The following is a 19,573-nucleotide window of genomic DNA, read 5'->3' on the forward strand; positions in this document are numbered from 1 at the left end:
TTATCCGCGAGACGTCGCACGGACGAGACCGCCCCGCGCCCCGACCAGCCCGAGGAGGCCTGTACCGTGAGCGGTGTGCGCACCCGGTCGTCCTCTCCTGGTGCGATGGCCCGCGCGGTGCTCGTCATCTTCGACCTCGACAACACCCTGGTGGACTCCCGCATCGACTTCACCGGGCTCCGCCGGGCCCTGCTGGCCTTGTGGGAGACCGTCGGGCCGCTGCCGGCGCCGGCGGAGCAGCTGGCGCGTCTGGCGATCCCGGACCTCGTCGCGCGGCTTGCCGCGGCTGCGCCCGCGCTGGCCGAGGCGGCCTGGGCGCTCGTGGCCCGCTTTGAGGCGGAGGGGTTGCACGATGCCCGTCCGGCACCCGGTGCCGCCCGGGTGCTCGCCACCCTGGCGCGCCGCGGCGTCCGGCTCGCCGTGCTGACCAACAACAGCCGCGCTGCCGCCCTCGCGGCCCTGGCAGCCGGGGACCTCATGCAGTACGTCACGGTGCTGGTAGGCCGCGAGGACACCCCCGCCCTCAAGCCGGACCCGGCCGGGGTCCGCCAGATCGTGGCGCGCCTGGGACCGGCCACCGCGTACCTGGTGGGCGATTCGTGGATCGATGCCGCCGCCGCTGCGGCCGCCGGCGTTCGGTTCGTGGGCGTCGGGCCGCGCCGGGCGGACGTCGAGGCGCGCGGCTTTCGCCCGTGGGCGTGGGTATCCCGCCTGGAGGACCTGCTCACCGTGGATCTCTCCGCCTGACCGGGTCCGGCGGCGCCGTACGCCGTCGCCGGGGCTACCAGAGGTGGGCGAACTTGCGCGCGAAGCGGTGCTCCAGCTCGTCCCGGTTCAGGTGGTAGACCGGACAGTCGCGCAGCATGCAGACGTGCAGCGCGGTGTTGCAGTAGGCGTCGGCCACCTCCCAGCACCGCCGGTTGACGTAGTACGCGGCGCAGACCCCCTTGCGCGCCAAGAGCGCCTCGCCCCCCATCCCGGGCGGCGCGCCCGCTGGCTCCGGCGTGGAGGCCTCGGGCGCCGGCTCCCGGACCAGGCGCAGGATCGGCCGCGCGTCGCCCGCCGGCGACTCGCCGGGCCCACGGCGCGCAGCGCCCGCAGGCGCCGGCCGCTCCTCCAGCACCGGCGGGGCCGGCGGCGCGGCCAGTGCCTCCAGTTCCCGCGAGGCCGTTTCGATCAGGTGCCTAACGCCGCGCCGGAGCTCCTCGCGCCCGCTGGGCATGGGCGATCACCTCGTGAGCCAGGCTCATGTACTCCTTGGCGCCCCGCGACTCCGGATTGGTCAGGAACAGCGGTACGCCGCTCATCGACGACTCCACCAGCTTGATGTTGAAGTGGATCGTTGTGTGGAACACCTGATTCGGGAAGTACTCGTGGATTCCCTGGAGGATCTCCTTGCTGATCGTCGTGCGGGCGTCGTACATCGTGGGGAGCACGCCGACGATCTCCACCTGGTGCCCGAGCTCGTCGCGCACCATCTTCAGGGTGCGCAGCAGCTGGCGCATCCCCAGCAGCGCGTAGTAGTGGGTCTGGATCGGGATGATGATCCCGTCACACGCCACCAGGGCGTTGAGGGTCAGCAACCCCAGCGACGGCGGCGTGTCGATCAGGATGAAGGCGTAGCGCTCCCGCAGCGGCTGCAGCCGCCGGCGCAGGGCCTGTTCGCGCCCGATCCGGGACACGAGCTCCATCTCGGCTGCCGCCAGGTCGATGGAGGAGGGCGCCACCTCGAGGCCCGCCACCGACGTTGGGCGGATCACGGCGGCCAGCGGCAGCCCGTCGTCGGTACCCATGTCCACGATGACATGGTAGACGGTGCGGTCCAGGGTGGCCGGGTCGATCCCGAGGCTGACGGTGGCGTTCGCCTGCGGGTCCAGGTCGATCAGCAGCGTGGGGTAGCCTGCTGCCGCCAGCGAGGCGCTGAGGTTGACGGCCGTGGTGGTCTTGCCGCACCCGCCCTTCTGGTTGACCAGCCCGATGACCTGCGCCTCGGCACTCACCCGGGTCGCTCCCCGCACGCCGTCGTCACGGCGTGGTGTTTGCACCGCTGTTCGACCCCGCGCGAACCTTCTCCTCCGTAGGCCCGGGCCCGCGGCAGGACTGCCCACGGGTGGGGCAAAAGTACACGGTGAGGGGCGGGAGGCGGCAGGAGGTGGAGCGCATGCGGATCACGGTCAGTGTCATCAAGGCCGATGTGGGTGCCATCGGCGGTCACACGGTACCCAGTGCGGAGCTGCTGGCCATTGCGCGGAGGGGCGTGGAGCAGGCCAGGGGCACGTTGCTCATCGACGGGTACGTCTGCCACTGCGGCGACGACCTGGGGCTGATCATGACCCACACCCGCGGGCCGAGCGACCCCGAGATCCACCGGCTGGCCTGGGACATCTTCATGGAGGCCACCGAGAAGGCGAAGGCCCAGGGCCTCTACGGCGCCGGGCAGGACATGCTCAAGGATGCGTTCTCCGGGAACGTGCGGGGCCTGGGCCCCGGCAGCGCGGAGATGGAGTTCGAGGAGCGTCCCAACGAAGCGTTCATGGTGTTGCTGGCCGACAAGTGCGGGCCGGGGGCGCTCAACCTGCCCCTGTACCTGGCGTTCGCCGACCCCATGTACTCGCCCGGTCTCATGCTCTCGGAAGGCCTCCACGACGGGTTCACCTTCCACATCATGGACATGGACCACACGGAGGGCGACCGCATCATCGTGCTGGATGCGCCCGAGCGCCTCTACGACATCGCGACGCTGCTGCGCGACACCAACCGGTACGCCATCGAGTCCATCTGGTCGCGCAAGTACCCCACCGAGCAGGCGGCGGCGGTGGGGACGACGCGGCTGCGCAACATCGCGGGCCGGTACGTGGGCAAGGACGACCCGCCGGCCGTGGTGCGGGTCCAGAAGATCTTCCCGGCCACCGAAGAGTTCGGCCCGCCGTTCGCCGTAGGGGCGTTCGTGGGCGGTGACACCCGCGGCAGCCACAACCTGCCGCTGATGCCGGTGCCGATGAACACGCCGGCGTCCACGTTCTTCTGTGTGCCAATGGTGTGCGCGCTGGGCTTCTCGGTCCACGAGGGCCGGCTGACTGGGCCCGCCGACCTGTTCGCGGACCCCGTGTGGCACCACGTGCGGGCCCAGATCACCGCCAAGGCCATGGAGATGCGCCGGCAGGGGTTCTTCGAGCCAGCGACGCTGCCCTACTCGGAGCTGGAGTACGGCGGCATCGTGGCACGGCTGCGCCGCCTGGATCGGGAGTTCCGGATTCGCGACGGTCAACCGGCAGCGCCGGCGGGTGTCCGGGCCGACGCCGGCGACCCCGACTGACGCGGCCGACGCCACACGGGGGCAGGCGCGAGCAGCGCCCTGCCCCCGCGTCCGTTGTCGGCATCGCGGTGCGCCCCCGCCGAGGTCGCGGTGGAGGGCGACGTCCTGGACGTCGTCCTCCGGGAGGGCAGCCTCAGTGGTGCGCCTCGGGCGGGTGCTCCTGCTGCGCGGCCAGACGGTCGACCCACCGGATCAGCCCGGGCCAGACCACGGGGAGCATGCCGCCCACCGCGACCATGAACGCCAGGAACCACAGGGTGAAGCCGAGGTAGTCACGCTCCGTCACGGTCGCCTCCGGATGCACCGCCCTGGGATATCCGGCCGGCGGCTTCGGCGTCGGCGCTGGCGCCTCCTGCCGGGAACTGCGCCCGCACCAGCGCCCGGGCCTCCTCGGCGGTCGCGATGCGCCCCTCCGCGCGGGCGTCTTCCACTGCCTCGAGGATCCTGGCGAACTGCGGACCGGGTCGGTACCCCATGGCGATGAGATCGTGGCCGGTGAGCAGCCGCGGCCGGGACGCCTCGGCGCGCACCTCCCGCAGCATGGCCATCACGCGGTCGTAGACCGCCAGGTCGCCATGGCTCGCCAGGCAGTCGGCACGGTAGAGTTCGAGCAGGTCGTCGATGTCCTCGCGGCGTAGGAACCGGCGGGCCCGGCCCGGCCGCATCTTCGGCACGTCCTCCACCCGCTGGTGGTCGCGGACGAGGGCGACGACGGCGCGCAGTTCCGCCGCCGACAGGCGCAGACGACGGCAGACCTGTTCGGCGATTCCCGCGCCCGCTTCCGCATGCCCGTGGAAGCGAATGCGGTCGCTCACGGTCATGGTCACCGGTTTGCCCACGTCGTGCAGCAGGGTGGCCAGCGCCAGCACCGGCGTCGGCGCCCGCAGCGCCTGCAGCGCCAGACAGGTGTGGGTGAAGACGTCGCCCTCGGGGTGAAACGCCGGCGGCTGCGGGACGCCCACGGTGGCCTCGACCTCGGGCAGCACCACGGCCAGCAGGCCGACCTCGTGCAGCAGGCGCAGCCCGCTGGCCCGTGCCGGCGCCGTCAGCAGCCGCACCAGCTCGTCGCGGATGCGCTCGGCGCTGACCCCGGCGATCGCCGGTGCCAGGGTGCGGATCGCCGCGAGCGTGGCGGGCTCGATGGCGAACTCCAGCTCCGCGGCCAGGCGGACGGCCCGTAGCAGCCGCAGGTGGTCCTCCGCAAACCGCGCGGCGGGCTCGCCGACCGTGCGCACCAGGCGGGCGGCCAGATCCGCCCGCCCCCCCACGAAGTCGAGGACGGCGCCGGTACGGGGATCGTACAGCAGGGCGTTGACGGTGAAGTCACGCCGCTGCACGTCGTCGCGCACGTCGGCGTACTCCACCCACGACGGCCGCCGTCCGTCGTGGTAGGGTCCTTCGCGGCGAAACGTCGCCACCTGAAAGACGCGCTCGCCCGCCACGACGCCCACGACGCCAAAGGCCGCCCCCAGGGGGACCGTTCTGGGGAACAGGTGGGTCACCGCCTCGGGCGGGGCCGCGGTGACGATATCCAGATCGTGGGGCGTCCGGCCCAGGAGCACGTCGCGCACCACGCCGCCGACGAGATACGTCTCCCAACCAGCGGCCCACAGGCGCAACGCCACGTCGAGCCCGGGACGCAGCGCCGGCGGCAACTGCGCCCGCAGCGCCGCAGGCGCGATCGTCTCCGGGAGCGCGCCGGACGGCCTCAGCTGGTCGGCGTCACGCGTCGGGCTGCTCCTCGGCGCGAGCCCCGTGGGTACGCTCCTCCAGCAGCTCGCGGCCGCGTTCCACGACTTCCCGCAGGCGCGCCGTGCTCTCCTCGACCTTGGCCCGACCGCGCTGGGTCAGCTCGTCGGCGGTCGTCCGCACCCGGCGGACGACGTGGTCGGCGCGCTCCCGCGCGCGGTCGCGCAACTCCTCGGCCGACTCGAGCAGCCGGGTCCGCGTCTCCTCGCCGGACCGCGGCGCGAGCAGCAGCGCGAACGCGGCTCCCATGAGCCCGCCCAGGATGAACCCTGCGACGAAGTCAGTGCGGCTGCTCATGATCCATCTCCTCCTCATCGTGCAGCGCTACTTCTATGATACCGCCGCCGAGCACCCGCACCCCGTCGTAGAAGACCGCGACCTGCCCGGGGGCCACCGCCCGCTGCGGCGTCGCAAATCGCACGTCCACCCGCCCGTCCTCCCGCACGTGCAGCGTCGCCGGCACCTCGGCCGCGGCATGGCGCACGCGGACCGTGACCGCTGCGGGCGGCGGTGGGGGCACGATCCAGTTGACCGTCCCCACACGTATGCCCGCCGCTGCCAGCGCGTTACCCGGGCCCACGACGAGCCGGTTGGCAGGCGCGTCCACGGCCAGCACGTAGAGGGGCTCCCCGGTCGCCACGCCCACGCCCCGGCGCTGGCCGACCGTGTACCGGCCGATGCCGCGGTGCATCCCGACCTGCCGGCCGGTCCGATCCACGATGGGACCCGGGCGTCCCGCTTCAGGCCGCCGGGCGGCCACCAGCTCGCCGTAGTGCCCTGCGGGCACGAAGCAGATCTCCTGACTGTCGGGCTTGTCGGCGACCGGCAGCCCGAGCTGGCGCGCCAGCGCCCGGACCTGGGGCTTGGTGTAGTCGCCCACGGGAAACCGCACGCGGGCAAGCTGCGCTTGCGTGAGGCCGTAGAGCACATACGACTGGTCCTTGGCGGGATCGACCGCCCGCAGCAACAGGTAACGTCCGGTGTCCGGGTCCACCGCCACCCGCGCGTAGTGGCCGGTGGCCAGGGCCTCGCACCCCAGCGCCACGACCCTGTCGAGCAGGACGCGAAACTTGATCTCCTGGTTGCAGGCGACGCACGGGTTGGGGGTGCGACCCCGCGCGTACTCGTCGCAGAAGTAGTCGACGACCGCACGCTCGAACGCCTGCCGCAGGTCGAGCACGTAGTGCCGAATGCCAAGGACCCTGGCCGCCGCCCGGGCGTCCTCCACCGCCGTGACCCCGCAGCACGTCCGGCTGCCGGCGTCCGGCGCGCCCACCCATGCTGGCCAGAGGTCCATCGTCAGGCCGACGACCTCGTACCCGGCCTGGACCAGGAGCGCGGCGGCGACGGCGCTGTCCACGCCCCCGCTCATCGCCACGGCGATGCGCGTCATCGTGTCCTCCCGTGCGTCGACGTCTTCCCGATGGTCGCCGCCACCTGGCAGGGTGTCAACGCCCACCGTCCGCGGCGTCGTCCGCCCGTCCCGCCGCTGGCCCTTCCTCGCCCCACCACTGCGCCAGCCGCCGTCGGATCTCGGCTTCGAACCCATGGGGCGTGGGCTCGTAGTACCGGCGTCCCTGTAGGGCGGCGGGCCGGTAGGCCTGTCGCACGAACCCGTCCGGGGAGTCGTGCGGGTACCGGTAGTCGCGTCCGTAGCCCAGCCGCGCGGCCGCCAGCGGATGACTCGTGTCCCGGAGGTGCACGGGCACGGGGTCGGCGCGGTGCTCCTCGACATCCGCCGCCGCCGCGCCCACGGCGCGCACCACCGCATTGCTCTTGGGCGCGGTGGCGATGTAGACCGCCGCTTCGGCCATGGGCAAGCGGGCCTCGGGCAGGCCGACGTACTCGACGGCGTGCGCGGCGGCCACCGCCACCACCAGTGCCATCGGGTCGGCCAGGCCCACGTCCTCGGCGGCGTGCACGATCATCCGGCGGGCGATGACGCGGGGGTCTTCGCCCGCCGCCAGCATCCGGGCCAGCCAGTACACGGCGGCGTCGGGATCCGAGCCCCGGAGGCTCTTGATGAACGCCGAGAGCGTGTCGTAGTGCGCGTCCCCCGCGCGGTCGTACACCAGGACCGGGCCCCGGGCCGCGTCGAGCGCCGCCGGCAGCGTCACGCGGCGGCGGCCGTCGACCACCGGGGCGGCGGCCGCCGCCAGCTCCAGCGCGTTCAGCGCCACCCGCGCATCACCGTTGCTCGTCCGGACCAGGTGCGCCAGGGCCTCCGGCTCGACCTCGACGCCCAGCGGTGCCAGACCGCGCTCGTCGGTCAGCGCCCGCTCGAGGATGGTCCGGATCTCGTCGTCGGACAGCGGTTCGAGGCGCGCGACCTGCGACCGCGACACCAGGGTGGCGGTAACGTCGTGGAACGGGTTCTCGGTGGTGGCACCGATCAGGATGAGGGTCCCGTCCTCGACGTGCGGGAGCAGGACGTCCTGCTGGGCCTTGTTGAAGCGGTGGATCTCGTCGATGACGACCAGCGTCCGCTGCTGGTGAAACGCCAGGCGGTCTCGAGCCTCGCTGATGACGCGCCGGAGGTCGGCCACACCGGCGGTCACCGCGTTCACCTGCTCCACGTGCGCCCGGCTGGCGGATGCGATGAGCAGCGCGAGCGACGTCTTGCCGACCCCGGGCGGTCCCCACAGGATCAGGCTGCGGAGCTGCCCGGTCTCGATGGCCACGCGCAATGCCCGCCCCGGGCCCACCAGGTGCGTCTGGCCTACGAACTCGTCCAGCGAGCGCGGCCGCATGCGTGCGGCCAGGGGCGGCTGCGGCTGACCAGGGCGATGCGCGGCGAACACCGTCATGCCAGATCCATCCTACCACGGACACCAGGAATACAGCGGGCGGCCGGACGGCCGCCCGCTGTCGCTGTTCTCCGCCGTGCCGTACGGGACGAAGCTCCCGAACCCTGCCCTCGCAGGTGGGTGCCTCCCGACCGCCTGGGCTTCAACCGGCATCACCAATGCCGCGGGCGCCACCAACGGCCGGAGTCCGGCTCCCTGTCGTTCGGTGTTGGATCGGAGCTTATCCGACCCGCCTCGCACACGGCAGAGAACCCTGCCACGGGTATCGTAGCACGGAGGCCGCGCTCTCGCAACGACCGCGGCTGTGCAGCCATGCAGCGGCGGTGGCACCCGGGCGGCGATCGCCGGCCGGGTGGATGGAAACCCGCGCGCCCGCGTCGTGCGGTCGTCGTCTCGGCCGGGCCGCCGGTGCCCGCCCGGCGGGAGCGCCCATGGCCCGAACGCAGCCGGTCAGCCGCCGTCTACCACCCGCAGGTGGAGCTCCTCCAGCAGCGCGGCGTCGACCGGGCTGGGCGCGCCCGTCAGCAGGTCCACAGCGCTTGCGGTCTTGGGGAAGGCGATCACCTCCCTGATGCTGGACTCACCGGCCAGCACCATGACGAACCGGTCCAGCCCGAACGCGATCCCGCCGTGGGGCGGCGCCCCGTACTGGAGGGCGTCCAGCAGGAACCCGAACCGGGCCCGCGCCTGCTCCGCGGAGATCCCGAGCAGGGCGAAGAGCTGCTCCTGGAGCGCCCGCTCATGGATGCGGATGCTCCCGCCCGCGATCTCGAACCCGTTGAGCACCAGGTCGTGGGCCTTGGCCCGGGCACGCTCCGGCGCGCTCTCCAAAAGCGGCCGATCCTCGTCCAGGGGCGCCGTGAAGGGATGGTGGACCGCGACGTAGCGGCGTTCCTCGGGGCTGTACTCAAGGAGCGGAAACTCGACGATCCAGACGAACCGGAAGTCCGTGGGAGCCGGCCTCCAACCGCCGCGTTCGGCCGCCAGCAGGCGCAGTTTGCCCAGCGCCGCGGCGACGGCCGGCTCCGGGCCCGCAGCCAGGACCACGAGGTCCCCGTCCCCTGCACCCAGGCGCGCCCGGAGCGCGTCGAGTTCGCCAGGGGTCAACTGGCGCGCCAGCGGGCCTCTGGGTCCTGCAGGGCCCAGGGCGATCGTCGCCAGCCCGCTCAGGCCGGCGGCGGTGGCCACCTGCGCCCAGGCCTCCGCCTCGCGCCGCCCCAGCCCCGCAAGCCCCGGTGCTCGCAGGCCCCGCAGCACGCCCCCGGCGGCGACCGCCGCTCGGAACCGCTCCACGCTGCCGGCGGCTGCCAGATCGGTCAGCTCGGTGATCTCCAGCGCCACGCGCAGATCGGGCTTGTCGGTCCCGTAGCGGCGGATCGCGTCGGCGTAGGACAGGCGTGGGAAGGGCCGCGGCACCCGAACGCCGGTCGCGTCCTCGACGACCGCCGCCACCATCTCCTCGGTGACGGTCAGCACGTCGTCCTGGGAGACGAAGCTCATCTCGAGGTCGATCTGGGTGAACTCGGGCTGCCGGTCGGCCCGCAGGTCCTCGTCGCGGAAACACCGGACGATCTGGAAGTAACGGTCGACGCCCGCGACCATCAGCAGCTGCTTGAACAGTTGCGGCGACTGTGGCAGGGCGTAGAAACAGCCCCGGTGCAGCCTGCTGGGCACGAGGAAGTCCCGTGCGCCCTCGGGCGTGCTGCGGATCAGCATCGGCGTCTCGACCTCCAAAAACCCGAGGCGGTCCAGCACCCGCCGCGTGGCCAGGGCCACCCGATGGCGCAGCACGAGGTTCCGGTACATGCGCGGCCGGCGCAGGTCCAGGAACCGGTAGCGCAGCCGCAGCGCCTCGTCCACGGCCCCGTCCTCGCCGGGCGCGAACGGCGGGACGAGCGAGGGTGCCAGGATCTGCAGCCGCCGGGCACGCACCTCCACCTCGCCCGTGGCCAGTCGGGGATTCTCGGTGCCCGCGGGACGACGCACGACAGCGCCCTCGACGCCGACGACGTACTCGGCGCGCACGGCGTCGGCGACGGCGCCCGCCTCGGGCGCGGCCTGCGGGTCCACCACGACCTGCACGATCCCCTCCCGATCCCGCAGGTCCAGAAAGACCAGCCCGCCCAGATCGCGGCGCCGGTGCACCCATCCGGCCAGCCGCACCTGCTGCCCGGCATGGGCCGGCCGGAGCTCGCCGCACATGTGCGACCGCAGCGCTGTCCTCACCGCGTGACCTCCTCGTCGAGCCGGGCGTGCAGCAACGCTGGCAGCGCGTCGCGCGCCACGGTCTCCTGCTGTCCTGTGGCCATGGTGCGCACCGTTACGGTCCCGGCGGCCAGCTCGGCGTCGCCCAGGATCACGGCGACGCGGGCGCCCAGGCGGTGGGCGTGGCGCATCTGGGCCCGGACGTCGCGCCCCAGGAGGTCGACCTCGACCCGCCGCCCTGCCGCCCGGAGCTCGTCGGCCAGCCGGAGCCCCGCCGGCCGCGCCGTCTCCCCGATCGTGACCACCATGATCTCGACGCCAGGAGCCGGCGCCGGGAGGAGCTCCTCCTGCTCCAGGACCAGCAGCAGCCGATCGAGGCCCAGGCCGAAGCCCACGCCGGGCGTGGGCGTCCCGCCGAGCTGCTCGGCCAGCCCGTCGTAGCGGCCGCCCCCGAACACCGCGTTCTGCGCTCCCAACCGCCCCGAGTACACCTCGAAGGCGGTACGGGTGTAGTAGTCCATGCCCCGGACGATGAACCGGTCGAGCACGTAGGGAATGCCCAGGGTCTCCAGGTAGGTGCGGACCGCCGCGAAGTGCGCGGCGCACGGCGCGCAGAGCAGGTCGAAGATGGCCGGTGCGCCGGCGGCGACCCGCCGACACCGGTCCTGCTTGCACTCCAACAGCCGCAACGGCTGGTGGGCGAAACGCCGCTGACAGTCTGCGCACAGCGCGTCCAGGTGCGGCCGGAAGTACGCCCGCAGCGCCTCCAGGTAGCGTGGCCGGCAGGCGGCATCGCCCACGCTGTTGAGCCGTACCTCCACGTGCGCCAGCCCCAGCGCCTGCAGGAACCGCACGGGCAGGGTGAGGACCTCGGCGTCCGCCGCGGGGTCGGGGCTGCCGATGATCTCGGCACCGAACTGCGTGTGCTGGCGGTAGCGTCCCTTCTGCGGCCGGTCGTACCGGAACATGCTGGCCACGTAGTACAGCTTCAGCGGCTGCGGCCACTGCCGCAGGCCATGCTCGAGGACGGCGCGCACGACGGCCGCGGTGCCTTCGGGCCGCAGGCTGAGCGACCGCCCGCTGCGGTCGGCGAAGGTGTACATCTCCTTCTCGACGATATCGGTGGCCTCGCCCACGGTGCGCTGGAAGACTTCGGTGTGTTCTACCACCGGCGTGCGGATCTCCCGGAACCCGTAGCGGGCGGCGAACTCGTGCACGCGCGCCTCCAGGACCTGCCACCGCTCGACCTCGCCCGGCAGGACGTCCCGCATGCCACGCGGCGCCTGCATCTCCGCCACGGTGCTGCCTCCCCTCGTCTCGCGTCCAAACACGAGCGCGCTCCCGCCCCACAGGGGCGAGAGCGCGCGGCTCCCGCGGTGCCACCCTGCTTGCCAGCCCGGGCCCGTCCGGGCCCGGGCTGGCCCCTCGCTCGCGATCACGGGCGAACCCGGACGCGCACCCGGTCAGGCGGCGTCGGCTCCGGAGCCGTCGTTCGATCCCGGGAGACCTGGAGGCGCTTCCAGCCCGCGGCACGGGCGCCTCCTCTCTGCAGGGCGCCGGGACCTACTCCGCTCCCTCGTCGCCGGTGCGACGAAACCGGCTCCTATTGTAGCAGTGCGGGCCCGCTGCCGGTCAACGGCATCAGCGGCTCCCGCGCGCGGTTGTCCACCGAGTTTGACTGTTCCGGACGGCTGGGTCTTGACTCAGGCCACTAGGCGCCGCTCTGGTGCGCGGATGATGGCACGATCAACCCTCTGCGCGCCGCCTCCCGGACGGCCTCGGCTCGCGTCCGCGCCCCCAATTTCGACAGCACGGCCGAGACGTGGTGCTCGACGGTCTTGGGCGACAGGTGGAGCCGGTCAGCGATTTTGGCGTAGGGCAGCCCCTCGGCCAGCAGGTCCAGGACTTCCGCTTCGCGCGCGGTCAGCCCGGCGGGGTGTGCGCGTGTCGTGGGCCGCGGCCCGCGTGGAATGCTGCCTGCACCTATCTCCCGCAGCCTGCGCGCCGTCACCGCCGCCATCGGTCGCGCGCCCAACCGCTCGTACGTCAGGAGTGCCTGCCGCAGGGCATCCTCGTCGTCCCCCTCCGCCAGCGCCCGCGCCGTCTCGTACGGGCATCCCAGGCGCTCCCACTCGGCCGCGGCCTCGCGCCAGCGCCCGGCGATCTGCAGCGCGAACGGGGCCGCGAGCCACTCGGGGGCCTCGAATCGGTCGCCGGCCCGCCAGCGCCAGTATGCGAGCTCGCCGGTGAACCACGGGTGCGCGCGGCTCATGGCCAGGTCGTAGGCGGCGCGCGCCTCCTCTGCGGCCCTGCCTAAATCCCCTGCCAGCCACGCCGCTTCGGCCCGGGCCGCCCGCGCCGGCGCAACCCGCTGCAGCGTCCCGGTCCGGGAGGCCAGCGCCAGGGCTTCATCCAGCGCGTCGCGGGCAGCATCGCCACGGCGCGCGTGGAGCCGGCCGAGCGCCACCAGCGCCATGATCCGGCTCGTCGTCGCGGTGCCCGGCCGGGTCAGCACCGCCGCGGCCTCCGCCGCCGCAGGCTCCCACCGCCCGCGGTAGAGATCGACCAGCGACTTCCACGCCATCATGTACGAGCGCGAGGTGTCGAGGTCGCGCTCCGCGCAGTACGCGATCCCCGCCGTGAGGTAGTGGTCCGCGTTGCGGACGTCGTAGACCTCGCCCAGCGCACTGCCCAGGTTCCAGTACGCCCACGCGACCAGGTGGTCGAAGCCACGGTCCCGCGCAAGGGTGAGACTGCGTTCGAGGAATGCCCGCCCCTCCTCCAGACGTCCCAGCAGGATCACCGCCGCGCCGAGAAAGTTGTAGGCCATCGCCAGCGACTCCACGTCGTCGAACTGCTGCGCCAGCTCGACCGCCCGCTCGCTGAACGCGATCGCTTCGGGATTCCGGCGGTCCATCATGAGGAGCATCGCCCGCGTTCGGTAGGCGGCGGCGAGGTGCGCCGACGGCGGCCCCGCCTCGAGGATCTCGAGGGCCACCAGGCTCGCCTGCTCCGCCTCGGCGTTGCGTCCGTCCCGCACGTAGGTCCGCGCCAGCCGGAGCAGAGCCACGGCCTCTCGACCGCAGTCGCCCTCTTCGCGCCAGATGCGGACCGCCTCGGTGTCGGCGGCGATCGACTCCGAGAGCCGTTCCGTGATCCAGCACTGTTCCGCATAGGCTTCGAGAAGCTCAGCATGACGCTGCGGCGAGAGCGCCGCCGAAAACCGTAGGGCGCGCTCGAACTGCGCGGCGGCCTCCCGGTGCGCACCGAGCGACGCAGCACGGCGCCCGGCCTCCGGTGCGAACGCCAGGACCGCGTCCGCGTCGCCCGCGGCCTCCGCGTGGTGTGCCAGCCTGACCGGGTCCTGGGCCGCCAGCGACGACGCTCGCAGCGCCGCCAGCACCGCGCGGTGCAGGGTCAGTGCCCGCTGCGGGGAGAGCGCCGTCAAGAATGCGTCTCGCGCCAGCTCGTGCCGGAAGGTCAGCGACCCCTCCTCGGAGCGCAGCATCCCCCGCGACAGGCACTCGTCTACGGCCTCGGGAGGGTGATGCCCGATCGCCTCGAGCAGCCACGGTTCGATCCGGGGTCCTGCCACCGCGCACACGTCCAGCACCGCGCGGGCATCCGGCGACAGCCGCGCCGCGCGCGCGAGCACCGCGTCTCGAACCGTCACAGGAATCTCCGTGCCGCCGCTGTCCAGGATTTCCGTCAGGAAGAACGGGTTGCCCCCAGTACGCCGGTGGAGGGCCGCCGCGTCCAGCCCGCTGCCTTCCGCCAGCACCCGCACCGCCGCTTCCGTCAGCGGCGGCAGCGTCATCCGGTGCACGCCTTCGGCGGTCGCGAGGTCGCCCAAAAGGATTCGCAGGGGGTGGTCGGGGCCCACCTCGTCGTCACGGTACGTGGCGATGGCCAGCGCGCGGGTGCTGGCGATGCGCCGGCCGGCGAAGCGGACGAAGTCGAGCGTGGCCTCGTCCGCCCAGTGCAGGTCCTCCAGTACCAGAAGCGCGGGCTTCGGGCGGGCGCTCAACCCGTCGAGCAGCAGCCGGAATGTCTGCACCCGACGCTCTCCGGTCTCCAGCAGCTGCGCCGCACCCCCGTCGAGGGCCTGGGCGATCTCGAGGACGGGGCCCAGCGCACTGGGGGTGGACAGCGGCTCGCACCGGCCCCACGCGATCCGCGCCCTCTCCCGCATGATGTCGCAGAACAGGCGGGCCAGCGAGGTCTTCCCCACTCCGGCCTCGCCGCCGACGAACACCAGCGCGCCCCGGCCGCGCTGCGCCTCGTCCAGCCGCGCCGTGAGCCCCTGCAGGTAGGTGCCGCGTTCGAGCAGCCTGGCCATTGACTCACCCTACGCCCGGCGCGTGACTTCTGTAGTGCGGCGGGAGGCTCCTCCACCCTACAGGGACGTGGGGCCCCCCGAGCCGTCCGCAAGATGGGGATCCCATCCTCCCAAGATAGGGGATCTCCCCGATGAGCCGGTGCCGCGGCCCGTGCCATCATCCACTCGACCGGCCGGGACACTGCCAGGAGGTGAGCCAATGCCCCGATACCTCGTCGAGAGAACCTTCGGTGACGGCCTCCGGATCCCGGTGACCGAAGAAGGCACCGCGGCCTGCCTGCACGTGGTGGACCGCAACGCCGACCTCGGCGTCACCTGGATCCACTCCTACGTCACCGACGACAAGAGCAAGACTTTCTGCATCTATGACGGCCCCCATCCGGAGGCGATCCGCCGCGCCGCCGAGCGCAACGGGCTGCCGGTGGACCGCATCACGCGGGTGACCGTCCTCGACCCCTACTTCTATCGATAGGAGGAGAGCCATGCGTACCGTTGCCCTGACCTTGCTGGTCCTTGCCCTCGCCCTCCCCGCCTGGGGACTCGGGCCGCACGTCACAGCCCTGCCGGCCGCCGCACCCGCGGCAGTGCCTGCGGACGTCGGGTCCAAGGTTGCGGCCGCGCGAGCGGCCACGGCCAGGTACGCCACCGACCTGGAACGCGCCAAGGCCGACGGTTACGAGATCATCACGCCCATGATCCCGAACATGGGTTATCACTTCTTGAATCCCAAGATCGAGGGGTTTGACGTGACGAAGCCGCCGATCCTGGTCTACGTACGGGGCGGCGACGCCTGGCAGCTCGTCGCGGTGGAGTGGGTGTGGACGACGAGGCCCGCCACCCCGCCCATCCAGGGAGCACGCTACGGCTCATTCGGCGCGGCCTGCCACTATAAGGACGGCTCGTTCGTCATGGCGAATGTCCAGGCGAAGTGCGGCCACGCCAACGCCAAGACTGGCGCCGCGTTCAACTTCTGGCATCCCCCGCTCGTCACACTGCACTTTTGGATCTGGTATCCCAACCCGGACGGCCTGTTCGCGGAGTTCAACCCGCTGCTAACCCCGTTCAATAAGGATTGATGCGAACGATGGGGAGGGCCAAATGGCCCTCCCCATCGTCCCGCCATGCGTCGCCTCGCGCTTGCGATGCAAGAGCAGAGGCACGCTCCCGGGCGACCGGGGGCGCAGCGGTAGAGGCAGAGTTGCTCAAGTCGCGTGCGGGCCTGCGGGCACGGGCAGACACCGGCGCTCAGGCGCTGCTCGATGTAGGGCTTGCAGGGGTCGAGCCTAGTGGGTGGAACCGCGACCAGGCGCCCTTGCGCGGGCCGCAGCGCTCGCCTATCCTAGGGACCGTGCACGCGCTCATCCTTGCCGGCGGCCGCGGGGAGCGCCTGCGGCCGTTCACCGAAGACCGTCCCAAGCCCATGGTGGAGATCATGGGCGTCCCGATCCTCGCCTACCAGCTGCACTGGCTGCAGACCCAGGGGGTCGACGAGGTGGTCATCGCCTGCGGCTACCGGCACGAGGTGATCACCGACTACTTCGGCGACGGCGCCAAGTGGGGCATGCGCATCCACTACGCGGTCGAAGACGAGCCGCTGGGTCGCGGCGGCGCCATCAAGCACGCCTACCGCCAGCTGCCCGGCGCCCCCGACCTCGTGGTCGCCACCAACGGCGACGTGATCACCAACCTGCCGCTGCTGCCCGTGGTGGAGCACCACCGGGCGCAAGGCGTCCTGGCCACCGTGGTCCTGACCCCCTACGTGAGCACCTACGGCCTCGTCGAGGTCGACGAGCGCAACCGCGTCGTGGCGTTTCACGAAAAGCCGACCCTGCCCTACTGGGTGAACGCCGGCATCTACGTGCTCTCCCGGCAGGCCATCGAGCAGTTCCCGGACGCCGGCGACCACGAGACCACGACGTTCCCTGCGCTGGCGGCAGCCGGCCAGCTCGGCGCATACAAGTCCACGGCTTACTGGCGGGCCGTCGACACCGTGAAGGACCTCTCGGAGGTCCGGAAGGAGCTCGAGCGCCGCCTCCTCACCGCGTTCCTGGCGTAGGGCGGGCCCACGCGGGACCGGGCGAACCTGCCGCGGACGGCGTAGCCTCACCGCGCGCGGGACCGCCGAGCGTCGAGGGCCTGCCTGGGGGCGTTCGTCTCGCATCCTCACCGTGTGCGCGGGACCGCCGGCTGTTCCTCGCCGACCTCCAGCAACAGGGTCACCGGCCCGTCGTTGGCGATCTCCACCAGCATGCGGGCGCCGAACCGGCCGGTAGCGACCCGCAGGCCGCGCGCCCGCAGGCCCGCGGCCACGCGCTCGCACAGGGGCGCGGCGCGCGCCGACGGGGCCGCTCGCGTGAACGACGGCCGGCGCCCGCGACTGGTATCGCCGTAGAGGGTGAATTGCGGCACCAGCAGCACCTCGCCCCCAACCTCGAGCAGCGAGCGGTTGAGCTTGCCGGCCTCGTCGTCGAACAGCCGCAGGTGCGCCAGCTTGTCGGCCATGGCGTCGGCGTCGGCCACCGTATCCCCCTCGCCCACACCGAGGAGGACCACGACACCGCGGCCGATGCTCCCGACGACCTCGTCGCCGACCCGCACCGCACCGCGGGCGACCCGCTGGACCACCGCGCGCACGGCTACCTCGCGTACCGGCGGCACGCCAGAGGACGGACGGGGCACCACGGACAGCCCATCGCTCCCGACAGGGCTACGCCGGTGCGCCCGCGGCCAGCACGTCGGCGAGGGCTGCCACCACCTGCGCGTTGTCCTCGGGCGTGTTGTAGAAGTACGGCGAGAGACGCACGATGCCCGGCCGGGCGTCCACGATGATACCGCGCGCCCGCAGCGCGGCCACCACGCCGGGCGGATCCGGCACCGGCACCGTCACGATGCCGGCGTGCCCGTCCAGGTGGGCCGGCACCCGCGGGGCGAGCCCAACCGTCCGCAGCCGGTCCACCAGGTCGGCCACGAGCTCCAGCTGGCGGTGCCGCAGGCGCGCCGTCCCCACCTCGAGCACGATCTCCAGCCCCGCGTCGGCGGCGTACGCCGCGGCCACCGCCGGCGTGCCGCCCTCGAAGCGCCGCGCGTCCGCCGCGGGCTCGAAGCGGTCGGTGCGGAACGCGAACTGGTCGCGGTGGGCGAACCATCCCACCGCCGACGGGTGGAGGCGCTCATGCAGCTCGCGGCGCACGTAGAGGAACGCGAACCCCGGGCCCCCGAGCAGCCACTTCAGCCCGCCGGTCACCAGGAAGTCCACCCCCAGCGCGCGCACGTCGGTGGGGAGCTGACCCGTGGCCTGGTAGGCGTCGATCAGGCACAGGGCACCGTGCCGGTGCGCCAGGTCGGCCAGCGCGGCCACGTCCTGCACGTAGCCGCTGGTGTAGTACACCTGCGAGGCGACGACCAGCGCCGTGCGGGCGTCCACGGCGGCAGCGTATGCGTCGACGGGCGTCGTGGGCGCCTCCGGGTCGCCCACCACGACCGGCTCCACGCCGGCCGGCTGTCTGGCCAGCCACTGGTAGACGGCGGTGGGGAAGTCCAGCCGGCTGGTCACGACACGGGGCCGCCGTGGGTCCCAGACCGCGCTGGCCACCGCCGTCAGCGCCGCGGTGATCGAGGGGAAGAGCGCGATCTCTTCGGGTGCTGCGCCGACGACGCGCGCGCACTTTGCGCGCAGGGCGCTCAAGCGCTCCCACCAGGGCCCGTACCAGGCCGCGGCGCCGTGCTCGTGCCAGAGCGCGAGGAACTGGCGCACCGCAGCCTCCACCCGCACGGACAGCGCGCCCAGCGAGCAGGTGTTGAAGTACAGTGCGCGCTCGAAGATCGGAAACTCCTGGCGCCAGCGCCGCCAGGCCGGCGCGCCGTCGTCCGTCGCGGGTGGCCGTGCTGCGCTCACCACCGCGGCCACCCACCGCACGCGTTGGTGTACCTGCTCGGCACGGCGCGGTCTGCTACGCCTGTCGCGCGGGCTCCAGCGCCCGCAGACGGCGGCGTACCTCCTCGAGGGTCTCGCGGCGCTTGGGGTAGGCGAACCGCACGTACCGCCGGCCCGCGGCGGGCTCGTGGTAGAAGCTGCTGCCCGGCACGACCCCGACCCCGCAGCGCTCGACCAGCATGCGGGCGAAGGCGACGTCGTCGAGGCTCCCGAACCGGCTGGTGTCGGCCATGATGTAGTAGGCGCCGCGGGGAGCCAGACACCGGAACCCGGCGTCGGTCAGGATCGCCAGCAGCAGGTCGCGCTTCTCCTGGTAGCTGGCGGCCAGCTGGGTGTAGTACTCCCGCGGGAACCGCAACGCGACGGCGCCAGCCTCCTGGAGCGCCGCGGCCGCGCCCACCGTCAGGAAGTCGTGCGCCTTCCGGATGCCGTCGGCGATGGCGGGGTCCCCGGCGATGGCCCAGCCCACCCGCCAGCCGGTGACGCTGTAGGTCTTGGACATGCTGTTGATGGTGACGGTGCGCTCGAACATGCCGGGCAGCGCCGCCAGGCTGACGTGCACGGCACCGTCGTAGACGATGTGCTCGTACACCTCGTCGGTGATGGCCAGGGCGTCCCACTGCTGGCACAGCGCCGCGATCTGCTCCAGCTCGCCCCGACTGAACACCTTGCCCGTGGGGTTGTGGGGGGTGTTCACGATGATCGCCCGTGTGCGCGGGCCAAACGCGGCTTGCAGATCGTCAGGGTCGAACGGCACGCCGGGGGCATCGAGGTCGAGGCGGACGTAGCGCAGGGTCGCCCCCGACAGCAGCGCGTCGGGCCCGTAGTTCTCGTAGAAGGGCTCGAACACCACCACCTCGTCGCCCGGGTCCAGTACGGCCAGCAGCGTGGCCATCATGGCCTCGGTGGCGCCGCAGGTCACCGTGATGTGCCGGTCGGGATCCACCGCCAGCCCGTTGTACCACGCGACCTTCTCGGCCAGCGCTGCCCGGAAGCGCGGCGACCCCCAGGTGACGGCGTACTGGTTCCACCCGTCGCGCAGCGCCTGGACGGCCGCCTCCACCAGCTCGGCCGGCGCGTCGAAGTCGGGGAACCCTTGGGCCAGGTTGATGCCCTGGTGCTGCTCCGTGATGCGGGTCATCTCCCGGATGACCGACTCCGTGAACAGGTTCACCCGTGCCGCTGTCGTCCGCCTCACCCTCGACCTCCTTGCACGCTTCCGG

The 19,573-nt window shown here is 72.6% G+C and carries 18 protein-coding genes and 1 other RNA gene; 5 read left to right on the forward strand and 14 right to left on the reverse strand.

Annotated features, from left to right (window positions below):
* The first annotated feature begins 66 nt into the window (after positions 1 to 66).
* Positions 67 to 747 carry an HAD-IA family hydrolase gene (locus QN157_12320; protein MDR7556375.1) on the forward strand — a complete coding sequence of 227 codons (681 nt, stop codon included), beginning with the start codon at positions 67 to 69 and terminating at the stop codon, positions 745 to 747.
* A 34-nt stretch (positions 748 to 781) separates the two neighbouring features.
* Here the strand turns inward: QN157_12320 and QN157_12325 are convergent, their stop codons facing one another.
* Positions 782 to 1,222, reverse strand: coding sequence for a hypothetical protein (locus tag QN157_12325; GenBank protein MDR7556376.1), 441 nt, complete (start codon positions 1,220 to 1,222; stop codon positions 782 to 784).
* Positions 1,185 to 2,000 (reverse strand): ParA family protein, encoded by an 816-nt coding sequence (locus QN157_12330; protein ID MDR7556377.1) that lies wholly within the window; start codon positions 1,998 to 2,000, stop codon positions 1,185 to 1,187. Before QN157_12330 ends, QN157_12325 begins: the two co-directional genes overlap by 38 nt.
* 161 nt (positions 2,001 to 2,161) lie before the next feature.
* On the opposite strand from QN157_12330, the gene QN157_12335 reads away from it, so the two are divergent.
* Positions 2,162 to 3,316 (forward strand): fructose-1,6-bisphosphatase, encoded by a 1,155-nt coding sequence (locus tag QN157_12335; GenBank protein ID MDR7556378.1) that lies wholly within the window; start codon positions 2,162 to 2,164, stop codon positions 3,314 to 3,316.
* A gap of 133 nt (positions 3,317 to 3,449) precedes the next feature.
* On the opposite strand, the gene QN157_12340 is transcribed toward QN157_12335, so the two are convergent.
* From QN157_12340 to QN157_12380, 9 genes are all read right to left on the reverse strand, one after another.
* Positions 3,450 to 3,602 (reverse strand): hypothetical protein, encoded by a 153-nt coding sequence (locus tag QN157_12340; GenBank protein ID MDR7556379.1) that lies wholly within the window; start codon positions 3,600 to 3,602, stop codon positions 3,450 to 3,452.
* Positions 3,589 to 4,971 (reverse strand): CCA tRNA nucleotidyltransferase, encoded by a 1,383-nt coding sequence (locus tag QN157_12345; GenBank protein MDR7556380.1) that lies wholly within the window; start codon positions 4,969 to 4,971, stop codon positions 3,589 to 3,591. Before QN157_12345 ends, QN157_12340 begins: the two co-directional genes overlap by 14 nt.
* A 67-nt stretch (positions 4,972 to 5,038) precedes the next feature.
* Entirely contained in the window at positions 5,039 to 5,362 is a 324-nt protein-coding gene (locus QN157_12350) for a YtxH domain-containing protein (GenBank protein ID MDR7556381.1), read from the reverse strand.
* Positions 5,346 to 6,458: a tRNA 2-thiouridine(34) synthase MnmA gene (mnmA, locus tag QN157_12355; GenBank protein ID MDR7556382.1), complete on the reverse strand. Its 1,113-nt coding sequence runs from the start codon at positions 6,456 to 6,458 to the stop codon at positions 5,346 to 5,348. The genes QN157_12350 and mnmA overlap by 17 nt, the downstream gene beginning before the upstream one ends.
* Positions 6,459 to 6,513: 55 nt before the next feature.
* Complete coding sequence (locus tag QN157_12360) at positions 6,514 to 7,872, reverse strand: replication-associated recombination protein A (GenBank protein ID MDR7556383.1); 1,359 nt, start codon at positions 7,870 to 7,872, stop codon at positions 6,514 to 6,516.
* A 64-nt stretch (positions 7,873 to 7,936) separates the two neighbouring features.
* Positions 7,937 to 8,125: non-coding RNA, 6S RNA (gene ssrS, locus QN157_12365), on the reverse strand.
* Between the two features lie 197 nt (positions 8,126 to 8,322).
* On the reverse strand, positions 8,323 to 10,098 hold the full coding sequence (gene aspS, locus QN157_12370) for an aspartate--tRNA ligase (GenBank protein MDR7556384.1): 1,776 nt from the start codon (positions 10,096 to 10,098) through the stop codon (positions 8,323 to 8,325).
* Entirely contained in the window at positions 10,095 to 11,366 is a 1,272-nt protein-coding gene (gene hisS / locus QN157_12375) for a histidine--tRNA ligase (GenBank protein MDR7556385.1), read from the reverse strand. The genes aspS and hisS overlap by 4 nt, the downstream gene beginning before the upstream one ends.
* A 422-nt stretch (positions 11,367 to 11,788) precedes the next feature.
* Positions 11,789 to 14,416, reverse strand: a complete 2,628-nt coding sequence (locus QN157_12380) for a LuxR C-terminal-related transcriptional regulator (protein MDR7556386.1) — start codon at positions 14,414 to 14,416, stop codon at positions 11,789 to 11,791.
* Positions 14,417 to 14,615: 199 nt separating this feature from the next.
* On the opposite strand from QN157_12380, the gene QN157_12385 reads away from it, so the two are divergent.
* From QN157_12385 to QN157_12395, 3 genes are all read left to right on the forward strand, one after another.
* Positions 14,616 to 14,888: a DUF4242 domain-containing protein gene (locus QN157_12385; protein MDR7556387.1), complete on the forward strand. Its 273-nt coding sequence runs from the start codon at positions 14,616 to 14,618 to the stop codon at positions 14,886 to 14,888.
* Positions 14,889 to 14,898: 10 nt separating this feature from the next.
* Entirely contained in the window at positions 14,899 to 15,492 is a 594-nt protein-coding gene (locus QN157_12390; protein MDR7556388.1) for a hypothetical protein, read from the forward strand.
* Positions 15,493 to 15,764: 272 nt separating this feature from the next.
* A complete protein-coding gene (locus QN157_12395; GenBank protein MDR7556389.1) occupies positions 15,765 to 16,472 on the forward strand; it encodes a nucleotidyltransferase family protein in 708 nt (235 codons plus the stop codon).
* A 107-nt stretch (positions 16,473 to 16,579) separates the two neighbouring features.
* Here QN157_12395 and dtd read toward each other — a convergent pair whose 3' ends face one another.
* From dtd to QN157_12410, 3 genes are all read right to left on the reverse strand, one after another.
* Entirely contained in the window at positions 16,580 to 17,050 is a 471-nt protein-coding gene (gene dtd, locus QN157_12400; GenBank protein MDR7556390.1) for a D-aminoacyl-tRNA deacylase, read from the reverse strand.
* A gap of 73 nt (positions 17,051 to 17,123) precedes the next feature.
* Entirely contained in the window at positions 17,124 to 18,332 is a 1,209-nt protein-coding gene (locus tag QN157_12405; GenBank protein ID MDR7556391.1) for an aminotransferase class V-fold PLP-dependent enzyme, read from the reverse strand.
* Between the two features lie 34 nt (positions 18,333 to 18,366).
* On the reverse strand, positions 18,367 to 19,548 hold the full coding sequence (locus QN157_12410; GenBank protein ID MDR7556392.1) for an aminotransferase class I/II-fold pyridoxal phosphate-dependent enzyme: 1,182 nt from the start codon (positions 19,546 to 19,548) through the stop codon (positions 18,367 to 18,369).
* Between the last annotated feature and the right edge of the window lie 25 nt (positions 19,549 to 19,573).

This window comes from Armatimonadota bacterium (assembly GCA_031459855.1).
In the GTDB taxonomy this organism is placed as follows: domain Bacteria; phylum Sysuimicrobiota; class Sysuimicrobiia; order Sysuimicrobiales; family Humicultoraceae; genus Fervidifonticultor; species Fervidifonticultor primus.